At 70.9% G+C, this 13,428-nt stretch carries 9 protein-coding genes and 1 tRNA gene; 9 read left to right on the top strand and 1 reads right to left on the bottom strand.

The window, feature by feature from the left end; genetic code table 11:
- Window positions 1–5: 5 nt before the first annotated feature.
- Window positions 6–3,614 carry a transcription-repair coupling factor gene (mfd, locus tag ACL00U_RS03745; protein ID WP_214532967.1) on the top strand — a complete coding sequence of 1,203 codons (3,609 nt, stop codon included), beginning with the start codon at window positions 6–8 and terminating at the stop codon, window positions 3,612–3,614.
- Between the two features lie 98 nt (window positions 3,615–3,712).
- Here the strand turns inward: mfd and nhaA are convergent, their stop codons facing one another.
- Window positions 3,713–4,891, bottom strand: a complete 1,179-nt coding sequence (gene nhaA, locus ACL00U_RS03750; protein ID WP_412873841.1) for a Na+/H+ antiporter NhaA — start codon at window positions 4,889–4,891, stop codon at window positions 3,713–3,715.
- Between the two features lie 90 nt (window positions 4,892–4,981).
- Between nhaA and ACL00U_RS03755 the strand changes: the two genes are divergently transcribed.
- From ACL00U_RS03755 to ACL00U_RS03790, 8 genes are all read left to right on the top strand, one after another.
- Window positions 4,982–5,677, top strand: a complete 696-nt coding sequence (locus ACL00U_RS03755; RefSeq protein WP_412873842.1) for a MazG family protein — start codon at window positions 4,982–4,984, stop codon at window positions 5,675–5,677.
- Between the two features lie 284 nt (window positions 5,678–5,961).
- Complete coding sequence (gene hisS / locus ACL00U_RS03760) at window positions 5,962–7,206, top strand: histidine--tRNA ligase (RefSeq protein WP_412873843.1); 1,245 nt, start codon at window positions 5,962–5,964, stop codon at window positions 7,204–7,206.
- Between the two features lie 123 nt (window positions 7,207–7,329).
- The gene (gene eno / locus ACL00U_RS03765; RefSeq protein ID WP_027464494.1) at window positions 7,330–8,613 is read left to right on the top strand and encodes a phosphopyruvate hydratase; all 1,284 of its coding nucleotides are present in this window, start codon (window positions 7,330–7,332) and stop codon (window positions 8,611–8,613) included.
- Window positions 8,614–9,097: 484 nt separating this feature from the next.
- Window positions 9,098–9,631 carry an FtsB family cell division protein gene (locus ACL00U_RS03770; protein WP_052481662.1) on the top strand — a complete coding sequence of 178 codons (534 nt, stop codon included), beginning with the start codon at window positions 9,098–9,100 and terminating at the stop codon, window positions 9,629–9,631.
- A 68-nt stretch (window positions 9,632–9,699) separates the two neighbouring features.
- A complete protein-coding gene (locus tag ACL00U_RS03775) occupies window positions 9,700–10,248 on the top strand; it encodes a DUF501 domain-containing protein (protein WP_042537715.1) in 549 nt (182 codons plus the stop codon).
- 40 nt (window positions 10,249–10,288) lie between these two features.
- Window positions 10,289–11,764: an NAD(P)/FAD-dependent oxidoreductase gene (locus ACL00U_RS03780; RefSeq protein WP_194590264.1), complete on the top strand. Its 1,476-nt coding sequence runs from the start codon at window positions 10,289–10,291 to the stop codon at window positions 11,762–11,764.
- Window positions 11,765–11,836: 72 nt separating this feature from the next.
- Window positions 11,837–11,910 (top strand) — tRNA-Leu (locus ACL00U_RS03785).
- Window positions 11,911–12,027: 117 nt separating this feature from the next.
- Complete coding sequence (locus tag ACL00U_RS03790; protein ID WP_017886745.1) at window positions 12,028–13,368, top strand: threonine/serine exporter family protein; 1,341 nt, start codon at window positions 12,028–12,030, stop codon at window positions 13,366–13,368.
- Window positions 13,369–13,428 lie beyond the last annotated feature (60 nt).

Raw genomic sequence — 13,428 nt, forward strand, 5'->3', positions numbered from 1 at the left:
CCTGAGTGACGATCTCGGGCATCATCCCTGCGCTCTCGCGCGCCTCCGCCTTCGATCGCGTGCTGCGCGCCGCACCGCGCGACGCCGACTTCTCCGTCGTGGACGGCCTGCGCGTGCCGCTGCTCGGTGCGCTGCTCGCCGAGCGCAACGGTCCGCAGTGCGTCCTCGTCATCACGGCGACTGGGCGTGAAGCCGAAGCGGTCCGCGAAGCGTTCGGCAGCTACGTCCCCGACGCCGAGGTGCTCGAGTTCCCCGCGTGGGAGACCCTGCCGCACGAGCGTCTCAGCCCGAGCCCCCAGACCGTCGGCACACGCATCGCGACGCTCCGCAAGCTCGCTGCGTGGCAGGCGACGGACCCGACCGAGCGGCGCCAGACCGTCGTCGTCGCGAGCGTTCGAGCCGCGCTGCAGCCGATCGCGAGCAACCTGACGTCCCTGGCGCCGGTGGTGCTGCGGACCGACTCGCGTGGCAACGACCTGGCGGCGATCTCGGCGCAGCTGGTGGACCTCGCCTACTCGCGCGTCGACCTCGTCACCCGCCGTGGTGAGTTCGCGGTGCGCGGTGGCATCCTCGACGTCTTCCCGCCGGCGGCCGACCACCCGGCGCGTGTCGACTTCTTCGGCGACGAGATCGAGGCGATCAAGGCGTTCTCCGTCGCCGACCAGCGCACCACCGAGGACGACCTCGGTTCGGTCGAGCTGACCGCCTCGCGCGAGCTCCTGCTCAGCGACGAAGTCCGGCAGCGGGCCCGCGAGATGCTGCACGAGTTCCCCAACCTGTCGCAGATGCTCGCGAAGATCGCCGAGGGCATCCCGGTCGAGGGCATGGAGTCGCTCGCTCCGGCGCTCGTGCAGGACCTCGTTCCGATGACCTCCTACCTGCCGGACGACGCCACCATCGCGGTGTTCTCGCCCGAGCGGGTGAACGGCCGCGCGAACAGCCTGGCCGAGACGAACACCGAGTTCCTGCAGGCGGCCTGGAGCGCAGCGGTCGCCGGGGCACAGGCCCCGATCGACCTCGACGCGGGCAACTTCCTGACCGTGCAGCAGCTCAAGAACACCCGCGGGCAGCGCACCTGGTGGACGGTGTCGCCGTTCGACTCCGGCCTCGACGAAGGGGACACCGAGCGCGTCCTCACCGACGCCGAGGCCGCTGCCGAAGCCGGCGAGTACATCCGCGTCCGGGCGGAGGCGGTGCCGAGCTTCGCGGGCAGCGCCGACGGGGCGATCGCGCACGTCAAGTCGCTGACCGACGACGGGTGGGCGGTCGTGGTGACCGCGCAGGGGCAGGGCCTCGTCGAACGTGCGGTGCAGGTGCTGGCCGACGCCGGGGTCGCTGCCCGTGCCGCAGCGGTCGACGCGCCGCCCGAGCCGGGGTTCGCCGTCGTGACGACCGCGACCGTCGAGCACGGCTTCGCCATCCCCGACCCCCGCATCGCGGTCCTGAGCGAGGCCGAGTTCTACGGGCGCAGCGTCCAGCAGGGGGCCCGCACCGTCAAGAAGCTCGCGAGCCGGCGCAAGAACGTCGTCGACCCGCTGCAGCTCAAGCCGGGCGACGTCGTCGTGCACGCGACCCACGGCATCGGCAAGTTCGTCGAGCTCGTCAGCCGCGAAGTGAGCTCGGGTGGACGCAACGCGGTGAAGACGCAGCGCGAGTACCTCGTGCTCGAGTACGCGCCGTCGAAGCGCAACTACCCGGGCGACAAGCTCTTCGTGCCGACCGACCAGCTCGACCAGCTGTCCCGCTACGTCGGTGGTGAGTCCCCGACCCTGTCGAAGATGGGCGGCTCGGACTGGTCCGCCGCCAAGTCGAAGGCGCGCAAGGCCGTCCGCGACATCGCCGTCGACCTGGTCAAGCTGTACTCGGCGCGGATGGCGTCGAAGGGGCACGCGTTCGGTCCGGACACCCCTTGGCAGCGCGAGCTGGAAGAGGCGTTCCCGTTCGCCGAGACCGCCGACCAGCTCACCACGATCGACGAGATCAAGCGCGACATGGAACGGCCGATCCCGATGGACCGCCTGCTCTCCGGCGACGTCGGCTACGGCAAGACCGAGGTCGCGATCCGTGCCGCGTTCAAGGCCGTGCAGGACGGCAAGCAGGTCGTCATGCTCGTCCCGACGACCCTGCTCGTCCGCCAGCACATGGAGACCTTCCAGGAGCGCTTCGCCGGGTTCCCGGTGCACCTGCGCGCCCTGAGCCGGTTCCAGACCGAGAAGGAGTCGAAGGAGACCATCGCCGGGCTCGCCGACGGCACGGTTGACATCGTCATCGCGACCCACCGGATCCTGTCGCAGGGCATCACCTTCAAGGACGTCGGTCTCGTCATCATCGACGAGGAACAGCGGTTCGGCGTCGAGCACAAGGACCAGCTCAAGAAGTTCAAGACGAACGTCGACGTGCTGGCGATGTCGGCGACCCCGATCCCGCGCTCGCTCGAGATGGCGGTCACGGGCATCCGCGAGATGTCGACCCTCGCCACCCCACCAGAGGACCGCCACCCGATCCTGACCTTCGTCGGGCCGCAGTCCGACTTGCAGGTGGCGGCGGCGATCCGTCGCGAGCTCCTGCGTGAGGGCCAGGTGTTCTACGTGCACAACCGGGTGAAGGACATCCAGGGCGTCGCCGCGCACCTGGCCGAGATCGTGCCGGACGCCCGCATCGCCGTGGCGCACGGGCAGATGTCGGAGACCACCCTCGAGCAGGTCATGGTCGACTTCTGGGAGCGTCGCTTCGACGTCCTCGTCTCGACGACGATCATCGAGACCGGTCTCGACATCGCGAACGCCAACACGCTCATCATCGACAAGGCCGACAAGTACGGGCTGTCGCAGCTGCACCAGCTGCGCGGTCGTGTCGGCCGTGGTCGCGAGCGCGGGTACGCGTACTTCCTCTACGACTCCGACAAGCCGCTGTCCGAGACCGCGCAGGACCGCCTCGAGACCATCGCGGCGAACAACGAGCTCGGTGCGGGCATGCAGGTCGCCATGAAGGACCTCGAGATCCGCGGGGCGGGCAACCTGCTCGGTGGTGAGCAGTCCGGCCACATCGCGGGTGTCGGGTTCGACCTGTACCTCCGGATGATCGGCGAGGCGGTGTCGCAGTTCCGTGGCGACGTCGCCGAGGGGCAGACCGAGCTCCGGCTCGAGATCCCCGTCGACGCGCACATCCCCGAGGACTACGTCGAGTCCGAGCGGCTCCGGCTCGAGGCGTACCAGAAGCTGTCGGCGGCCTCGGCTCCGACGGCGCAGCCGAACGCGATCGACATGGTGCTCGACGAGCTCACCGACCGCTACGGGCAACCGCCGCAGGCCGTGCAGACCCTGGTCGAGGTCTCCCGCCTGCGTCGGATGGCGCAGCAGGTCGGCTTGTCCGACGTCGTCGTGATGGGTTCCAACCTGCGGGTCGCCGGCAAGGAGCTCGCCGACTCGTCGCAGGTGCGCCTGAAGCGCATGTTCCCGGGGGCCCGCTGGTTCCCGCAGCAGAACGCGTCGAGCATCCCCGTGCCGCGCCCGCACGACCAGGCGCTGCCGGACGACGCCCTCATCCAGTGGGTGGAGAGCATCCTCACCGCCGTGTACGGGGCGACGACCCCGGCGGAGGCGCCGGCCGCGTAGACGCGGCCCGTCGCGGCCACGTCCACGGCGCGCACGCCGCCCGCGACGATCCACGCGTCGCACGACGCGTGCTGTGTCGCGGAACGGGTGCGAAGCCGCTACTCGGTGTCCTCGGCCTCGGACAGTTCGCGGCGCGCGCGGTACGCCCGCGCACGCAGGGTGACGACGACCGCCGACGCGACGATGGCGATGCCCGATCCGACGAGCACGGCGAGGACGCCCTCGTCGAGGATCTCCTCGTTGCGGGCGAACGCCAGCTCGTTCATGAGCAGCGACACCGTGAACCCGATGCCGCCGAGCACGCCGACGGTGATGATCGAGAAGAACGACAGCGACGAGCGGCCGGGGGAGCGGAAGATCCGCGTGGCGATCGTGCCGAACAGGGTGATGCCGATCACCTTGCCGACCGGTAGCGCGAGGACGACCGCCCAGAACGTGGGCGAGAGCTCGCTGATGCCGACCGCGGGGATGATGACGGCGGCCGACGCGAACGCGAACACCGGCAGCACGATCGCGTTCGACCACGGCTCGACGTTCTCGTGCAGGGTGTGGCCCGGACGGCGGGGCAGCACGAGCCCGAGCGCGACGCCGGCGATGGTGGCGTGCACACCGGAGTGGTAGACGAGCCACCAGGTCAGGAGCCCGACGACGACCATCGCCACGATGATCAGCGTCTGTCCGGAGCGCCCCGGACGGAGCATCCGGCCGAGCAGCCAGAACGCCACGAGCGTGACGACGGCACCGGCGAGGGCCAGGAAGTCGGTGTCGTGGGCGAACACCACGGCGATGATGATGATCGCGATGAGGTCGTCGAGGACGGCCAGCGCGAGCAGGAACACCCGGATGCCGCTCGGCAGCCCGCGACCGAACATGGCGAGCACCCCGAGCGCGAACGCGATGTCCGTCGCCGTCGGGATCGGCCACCCGTGCGTGTACTGCGTGCCCGCGGTGACGAGCAGGAAGATGCCGGCCGGGACGAGCACACCGCCGACCGCGGCGATGGCGGGGATGATCGCGGTCTTGGGGTTCGACAGCTCACCGTCGACGAGTTCCTGCTTCAGCTCGATCGCGACGAGCAGGAAGAAGACCGCGAGCAGGCCGTCGCTGATCCAGTGCGCGATCGACAGGTCGAGGCCCAGCGCACCGAGCGGCAGGTGCGCGTCGAGCAGCCGTTCGAGGCCGGGGCCGACCGGGGAGTTCGCCACCAGCAGGCCGAGGACGGCGGCGGTGAGGAGCGCGATGGCGCTGAAGCGGGGGGAGCGGACGAGGGACGACATGGATCTCCGTCTCGAGGGGTCGGGTGAGTGTCCGTCGACCAGACTTCCCGACACACCACCGCCAGTCTACGGGAGTGGGACCATGGCCGGATGACCGCCGTACCGGACCTCGTGACCGTCGTCGACCGCCTGCTCGCCGAGGACGGCGGGTGCGTCTGGAACCGGGCGCAGACCCACGCCTCACTCGCCCGGTACGCCGTCGAGGAGTCGTACGAACTCGTCGACGCCATCGACGACGGCGACCCGGCCGACGTCCGCGAGGAACTCGGCGACCTGCTCTACCAGGTGGTCCTGCACGCGGGGATCGCCGCCCGGGCGGGGGACTTCACGCTCGAGGACGTCGCCGCCGGGGTGCGGGACAAGATGACCAGGCGGCACCCGCACGTGTTCGGTGACGAGACGGCGGACACCGTCGAGGACGTCGTGCGGGTCTGGCGTGCGGCCAAGGCGTCCGAGAAGGCGAGCCGGCGGAGTGCGTTCGACGGGGTGCCGCGGGCGATGCCGCCGCTGGAGCGTGCGGTGAAGCTGTTGGAACGGCTGCAGGAGCGTGGGGACGCCGATGCGGTCGTCGCCTCCGTCGTCGGGGCCGGTTCCGGCGTCGGCCTGGAGGCCCGTGGTGCGTCCGCCGCGCTGGCGGCGGACGACGGGGTGGGCACGGCCGACCCCGTGTGGGGGCGAGCGGTGCTCGGGGAGATCGCGGCTGCGGCGGGGCTCGGGGTGGACCCGGTCGCGAGTCTGCGCGCCGCGGTGACGGAGCTCGAGGAGGCCGGTCGCGCTCTGGAGTGATCCCGGGTGCGCGAGGTCGCTCCGGGCTCGGAGGATCCGGGCTGGAGAGAACGGGCGCTCTCCCAACCCGAAAAAGAGAGGGCGCCCGTGAGCGGGCGTCGGCTCCACCAGGGAGAGGGGCCGACAGGGAATCCCGCTCGAACCGCGGGACGCACTGCAGCACGTCGCCCCGCGAACGATCCGGAACGTGGATCAGGCACGATCCGGACCGAGGTTCTGCATGCAGTATGCCAGTGGATCGGAAGGCGCGCAAGCCGGGGCGGCCGTCTGCCAGAATTGGCCGCATGGCAACGACCGTGACGGCACCCCGTGGCATGCGTGACTTCCTCCCGGCGGACAAGGCCCGGCGCGAGCACGTGCTCGGTGTCGTGCGGGACGTCTACTCGCGGCACGGTTTCGACGAGATCGAGACCCCGGTGGTGGAGGACGCTGCGCGGCTGCACTCCGGGCTGGGTGGCGACAACGAGAAGCTGGCGTTCGCGGTGATGAAGCGCGGGCTGACCACCGAGGACCTGCAGGGCGCCGAGGCCCCGCTGGACCTCGCCGACCTCGGTCTGCGGTTCGACCTGACCGTTCCCCTCGCACGCTTCTACGCCTCGCACCGTGCGGAGCTGCCGTCGGTCTTCCGTTCCGTGCAGATCGCCCCGGTCTGGCGTGCCGAGCGTCCGCAGAAGGGCCGCTACCGCCAGTTCGTGCAGTGCGACATCGACATCCTGGGGGAGCCCGGGCAGCTCGCCGAGATCGAGCTCATCCGCGCGACGACGGCGGCCCTCGACGCCCTGGGTGTCAGTGGCACGACGATCCGGATCAACGACCGCCGGATCCTCCTGGCACTCCTCGCGTCGTGGGGGATCACCGAGCCCGCTGCTGCCGACCGCGCGCTCATCACGATCGACAAGCTCGACAAGGTCGGCGCGGACGGCGTTGCGGCGGAACTCCGCAGCACCGTGGGCGCCGACCTGCCCGGGCTCGAGGACACCATCCGTGCGCTCGAGGCCGCGGACTGGACGTCGGTCGAGGGCGCGCCGTGGCTCGACGCCGAGGCCTTCGCCGACCTGCTCCGCCTGCGCGAGGCGCTGCCCGGGGTGGACCTGCGGTTCGACCCGACGCTCGTGCGCGGCATGGGCTACTACACGGGCACGATCTTCGAGGTCGCGCACCCCGACTTCGGCTACAGCCTCGGTGGCGGTGGCCGGTACGACGGCATGATCGGCCGGTTCCTCGGGCAGGACGTCCCCGCCGTCGGGTTCTCGCTCGGCTTCGAACGGCTCGTCGACCTGGTGACCCTGCCGGAGTCGGCCGAGGCCGACGCCGTCGTGCTCGTGTACGACAAGGACGTCGACCCGGTCCGGCTCGCCGCGCTGAAGACCGAGGCGCTGGCGTCCCACCGGCGCGTCCGGCTCGAGCGCCGCACGAAGAACACGAAGAACCTGCTCGCCGGCCTCGCCGCGCAGGGCTTCACGGTATTCGCGACCGTCTCGGCCGACACCGCGTCGCTCGAGGGCGTCGCGTTCCGCCCGCTCGACTGAGCACCCAGTCCCCGTTCCAGCACGGACTCGTCCACAGGTCGGCGTCACGGCCGACGTCGTGTTCACCTCCGCTCGCTAGGATCGACACCGCAATCACCACAACCAATGTGTAGGGAGTACCCCGTGGCCCTGATCGATGCCGTAGGCGCACGCGAAGTCCTCGATTCCCGAGGCAACCCGACGGTCGAGGTCGAGGTCCTCCTCGACGACGGCGTCGTGTCCCGCGCGCTCGTCCCGTCCGGTGCATCCACCGGCGCGTTCGAGGCGTACGAGCTCCGCGACGGCGACGCCTCGCGCTACGGCGGCAAGGGCGTGCTCAAGGCCGTCGACGCCGTCCTCGACGAGATCGGCCCGGCGCTCGAGGGCTTCGACGCCACCGACCAGCGCCTCGTCGACGCCGCGCTCATCGAGCTCGACGGCACCGAGAACAAGTCCCGCCTCGGCGCGAACGCGATCCTCGGTGCCTCGCTCGCCGTCGCCCGTGCCGCAGCCGACTCGGTCGACCTGCCGCTGTTCCGCTACCTCGGCGGCCCGAACGCGCACACGCTGCCCGTCCCGCTGATGAACGTCGTCAACGGCGGTGCCCACGCGGACACCAACGTCGACATCCAGGAGTTCTTCCTGGTGCCGTACGGCGCCGAGTCCTTCTCCGAGGCACTCCGCTGGGGCGTCGAGACCTACCATGCCCTCAAGGGCGAGCTGAAGAAGCAGGGCCTGGCCACCGGCCTCGGCGACGAGGGTGGCTTCGCGCCGGAGCTCGCGTCGAACCGCGCCGCGCTCGACTTCCTGCTCACCGCGATCGAGAAGGCCGGCTACACGCCCGGCAAGGACATCGCCGTCGGCCTCGACGTCGCGTCCACCGAGTTCTTCTCGGACGGCAAGTACCAGTTCGAGGGCAAGCAGCTCTCGAGCCAGGAGTTCACCTCCTACTTCGCCGAGCTCGTCGCGAACTACCCCCTCGTCACCATCGAGGACCCGCTGGCCGAGGACGACTGGGAAGGCTGGTCGCACCTGACCGCCGAGCTCGGCGACAAGGTCCAGATCGTCGGCGACGACCTGTTCGTCACGAACCCGAAGCGTCTGCAGCGGGGCATCGACGAGAAGGCCGCGAACTCGATCCTCGTCAAGGTCAACCAGATCGGCACGCTCACCGAGACCCTCGACGCGGTCTCGCTCGCGCACCGTCACGGCCTGACCTCGATCTTGTCGCACCGCTCCGGCGAGACCGAGGACACCACGATCGCGGACATCGCGGTCGCGGTCGACGGTGGCCAGATCAAGACCGGCGCCCCGGCCCGCTCGGACCGCGTCGCGAAGTACAACCAGCTGCTCCGCATCGAGGAAGAGCTCGGCGACGCCGCGGTGTACGCCGGCCGTTCGGCCTTCCCGCGCGCCGCTTCGCTGTAACCAGCCCGGCCAGCAGCACCCGCACCACCGAGACGCCGTCCTCCTCCACGAGGACGGCGTCTCGTCGTGTGTGCGGCCACGGAGTGCCGAGCGGTCAGCACGCGCCGTGCGGTCAGGACGTGCCGCGCGCGCTGCGCCGAGTGGTCACGAGTCGTCGGCTGGCCCGGGCCCGGACGACAGGACGTGACCACCGGACGTGCGTCGGGCGGTGTGTGGTGATCACTCCGAGTGCGGGGCGGACGGACGGGCCGGAGCCGTGCCTCCCGGCTGCCTCGATCGGACCCGGACCCGCCCGCCGCCGGCGTCACGCCGTCGTGTCAGCCTGACGCCGCGAAGTCCGTGAGACGCCGTCGAATCCGGAGGCGTCTCGACGAGACGACGGCGTCTTCTGCTGGGTAGCACCGTGGGACGCGAGACGCTGAGAGGGCGCCGAACGGCCGCGTGCCGGGCTGCCCGACCGACCAGCGCGGGTTATCGTCGGACCGTGCCCAGCCAGAAGCCCCGCGTCCGCCGCGTCCCCGTGGCGATGCCCGACGGCAGCACGCCCGCGCACCCCTGGTACCGCTCGATCCACTTCTCCGGGTTCAGCCTGCTCATGCTCGCGATCATCGTGCTGTTCGTGGTGGTGCTCGCGCCGTCGCTCCGGACGCTCATCCAGCAGCAGGAGCAGATCGCCCAGCAGCAGCAGGAGGTCGCCAACCAGAAGGCCGACGTCACGCAGAAGAAGCAGGACGTCGCGCGCTGGGACGACCCGGCGTACATCGAGGCGCAGGCCCGCGACCGGCTGCTCTACGTGTATCCGGGCGAGGAGAGCTACCTCGTGATGGGCACCGAGGACAAGCGGGCCGCGAAGACCCCGACCACCGAATCCGGCACCCCCGTGAGCGCTAAGGTGCAGACCCCGAAGGTCGACTGGGTGCAGGCGATGCTCTCGTCGGTGATGCAGTCCGGACTGACGGACGAGCGTGCTGCCGACCTCGTCGCCCCCGACGTCTCCGGTACGGGCGACAGCAAGTAGTCCGAGGCGCGGAGCCGTCCGGGCCGACGGTGCGCGGGGTTCCGCTTCTCCGGTAGGCTCACGTTCCCGTGACGACCCCTCCCTTCGACCCGCCCTCCGACCGCGACGTCCAGGTCGTGTCGGCGCAGCTCGGCCGACCGGCACGTGACGTCATCGGGATCGCGGCACGCTGCGTCTGTGGCAACCCCACCGTCGTCTCCACGAAGCCCCGGCTGTCGAACGGCACCCCGTTCCCGACGTTCTACTACCTGTGCCACCCCGCGGCCACCGCTGCGGTCAGCACCCTCGAGGCCAACCAGGTCATGCCCGAGCTGGCAGCCCTGCTCGAGGACCCCGCAGTCGCCGCGCAGTACCGCGCGGCCCACCAGGCCTACCTGGCCGACCGCGAGTCGATCGAACACGTCGACGAGATCGACGGCATCAGCGCCGGTGGCATGCCCACCCGCGTGAAGTGCCTGCACGCCCTCGTCGGACACGCCCTCGCCGCCGGACCCGGCGTCAACCCCATCGGCGACCTCGCGCTGGAGCGCGCGGACTGGTCGCCCTCCCGGTGTGTGTGCCGGGCGTATGATGACGGTGCAGACGCTGGAGTCGGGGCGGGTGGCGGCGAAGTCTGACCCGACTCCCGCACACCCCCATCCAAGGAGATCATCCCCCGTGCCCAAGATCCTCGTCGTCGGCGGCGGTTACGCCGGTTTCTACACCGCATGGAAGCTCGAAAAGCACCTTCGCCAGGGCGAAGCCGAGGTCGTCATGGTGGACCCGCTGCCGTACATGACGTACCAGCCGTTCCTGCCCGAGGTCGCCGCCGGTTCGATCGAGCCGCGTCACGCGGTCGTCGCGCACCGCCGTCACCTCAAGAAGACGCGCGTCGTCACGGCGAAGGTCACCAAGGTCGACCACGCCACCAAGACGGCGACGATCACCCCCACCGAGGGCGAGGCGTGGGAGGAGTCCTACGACCAGATCGTCATGACCGCCGGCGCGGTGTCCCGTACGTTCCCGATCCCGGGCGTCGCGGACGAGGCCATCGGCCTGAAGACCATCGAGGAAGCCGCGTCCATCCGTGACCGCATCCTCAGCAACTTCCACAAGGCGGCGAACCTGCCGGCCGGTCCCGAGCGCGACCGCCTGCTCACCGTCGTCGTCGTCGGTGGTGGCTTCGCCGGCATCGAGGTGTTCGCCGAGCTCCGCTCCTTCGTCACCGACCTGCTGAAGAGCCACCCGCAGCTGTCCTTCGACGACACGCACTTCCACCTGGTCGAGGCGATGGGCCGCATCATGCCCGAGGTCTCGCTCGAGACCTCGCACTGGGTGCTCAAGAACCTCGCCGAGCGCGGCGCGACCGTGCACCTCGAGACCCAGCTGGCCTCGGCCGTCGGCGGCGTCTGCGAGCTCAAGACGAGCGACGGCGCGATCGAGACGATCCCGTCCGACCTCATCATCTGGACCGCCGGCGTCATGGCGAACCCGATGGTCAAGGGCACCGACTTCCCGCTCGAGCAGCGTGGCCGCATCCGCGTGCAGCCCGACCTGCGCGTGGTCGACGACAACGGCGTGATCGCCGACGCATGGGCCTGCGGCGATGTCGCAGCCGTGCCGGACCTGACCGGTGGCGGTGTCGGCGGGTTCTGCGTGCCGAACGCCCAGCACGCCGTGCGCCAGGCCAAGCAGCTCGCGAAGAACGTCGTCGCGACCATCCGTGGCGAGGCGACGACCGACTACAAGCACGAGAACCTCGGTGCCGTCGCGGGCCTCGGCCTGGGAACCGGTGTGTTCCAGTCCGGCAAGTTCGCCATGAAGGGCTTCCTGGCCTGGGGCGCACACCGCGGCTACCACGGCCTGGCCATGCCGTCGTGGGAGCGCAAGTGGCGCGTCATCGGCGACTGGGTCGGTGGCTTCTTCCTGGGCCGCGACATCGTGTCGCTCGACGACCGCGAGACCCCGCGTGCCGCGTTCGAGGCGTTCGCGTCCCGTCCGAAGCCCGCTGCCGAGGCCCCGGCTGGGCCCGCCGCAGCCCCCGCTCCGGAAGAGGGCAAGGTCGCCGGTGCCGCCGGCCCCGTCTACGGCGAGCCCGCGAAGGACGTCTCGAACGCCCCCGAGCCGGTGACGGCCCCGGCCGACGCCAAGTAGCACCGCTCGCCACGAAGGCGGTCACCCCGTGCGGGGTGACCGCCTTCGTGCATCGGTAGGCTGTTGCGGCCCGCCCCCGTGGCCCAATCGGTAGAGGCACGCGACTTAAAATCGCTGAGTTGTGGGTTCGAGTCCCACCGGGGGTACCGACTTCGAGAACCGACACACGACTTACAATCGCTGAGTTGTGGGTTCGAGTCCCACCGGGGGTACCAATTACCGCGCACCCCGCGGAACCCGCACGACCAGTAGCATCGACGATCGTGGTCGGACTCGGAAGCGCACTCGCCAACCTGCAGAACGCCCTCCGCCGACCGGAGGCCCACGTCGAGGTCGTCGACGGCGAGAGCGTCCCGGTCGGCATGCTCCTCGGCACCCTCGGTGCGCTGCTCCTGGACGCCGGCAGCTCCGTCACCGACGTCCGGTCGGCGCTCGAGAAGGCCCGGGACGCCGCCGGGGTCGGACCGACGCTCGCGATCGGCGTCCTGCCCGCCCTGGTGATGGTGAGCGAGGTCTCCACCGGCGCCGCCACCATCGTCAACGCCGAGGGCATCGAACTGTCCTCCCGCCAGGCGGCTCGTGCGAACCGCGTGGTGCTCGGGCTCGAGAGCGGCTCCATCGCCCTCGCCGAGATCCCCGCCCGCGTCCGGGCCATCCGCGCCGGCACCGTCCCGCCGCCCGCCCTGCCGTGGATCCTCGGCAACGCCCTGACCTCGGCCGGCCTGGCCGTCGTGTTCCGCTGCCCGTGGTGGGCGATCGTCCTGGCGCTCGTCGTCGGTGGGCTGGTCGGGGTGATCGGCCTGGTCCTCCGGCGCTTCCGCGAGGCCGTTGCGATCATCCCGTTCCTGGCCGCGTTCGTGTCGACGGCCATCGTCGGCCTCGTCGCCGCGGGTGCCGGGTTCGAGCAGGTCCCGCTCTTCGCCGTGTGCGCTCCGGTGGCGGTGTTCGTCCCCGGCGCCCTCATCACCAATGCCCTGCTCGAACTCACCGCCGCGGACATCGTCACCGGGTCGTCGCGACTGGTGCAGGGCCTCATCATGCTCGGCTTCATGGCCGCCGGCATCGCGTCGGGCAGTGCCCTGACCGGGCTGCACGTGGACCCGTCGTCGGCAGCGCTCGTGGGCGAGGTCGCGGGCGTCGGCACGGACCTGGCCGGCTGGGAGGCCGTGCCGGTCTACTGGGTCTCGTGGGTGGCGGTCGTGGTGCTCGCGGTCGGACTCGGCCTGGTGTTCCGGTCCGGGTGGCGCCTGACGCTCGTGTCGGTGGCGGTCATGGTCACCGCCTACGCCGTGGTGAGCGGGACGACGCCGCTCTGGGGCAGTGTCGTCGCGACCGGCGCCGCAGCGGCGCTGCTCTTCGTCGCGACACGGTTGCTCGAGCGGCTGGTGCCGGCGATCCCGGCGACGGTGTCGTTCTTCCCGGCGTTCCTGCTGCTCGTGCCGGGGACGGTCGGTCTGGTGGCGGTGGCCACCTTCGACCCCGAGGCGCTCGCCACTCCGCTCGCGACCTTCGTCAGCCTGTGCATCGGGACGAAGATCGGCGGGCTCCTGCCCGGCCTCTTCGCCCGCAACGCGCCCCGGCGCGCGGTGGACGCGACCGGCTGACGGACGGCAGGCGCGGGGCGGCGTCACCACGGGCCTCCAGGCCGTCGCCGTCCGAGCGCC

This window comes from Curtobacterium poinsettiae, from assembly GCF_047226435.1.
In the GTDB taxonomy this organism is placed as follows: Bacteria; Actinomycetota; Actinomycetes; order Actinomycetales; family Microbacteriaceae; genus Curtobacterium; species Curtobacterium poinsettiae.

What these genes read in the sequence shown, in the direction of transcription:
- nhaA (WP_412873841.1), bottom strand. Translation starts at nt 4,891, where the DNA reads ATGTCGTCCCTCGTCCGCTCCCCCCGCTTCAGCGCCATCGCGCTCCTC.
- ACL00U_RS03755 (WP_412873842.1), top strand. Translation starts at nt 4,982, where the DNA reads ATGACCGCCGTACCGGACCTCGTGACCGTCGTCGACCGCCTGCTCGCC.
- hisS (WP_412873843.1), top strand. Translation starts at nt 5,962, where the DNA reads ATGGCAACGACCGTGACGGCACCCCGTGGCATGCGTGACTTCCTCCCG.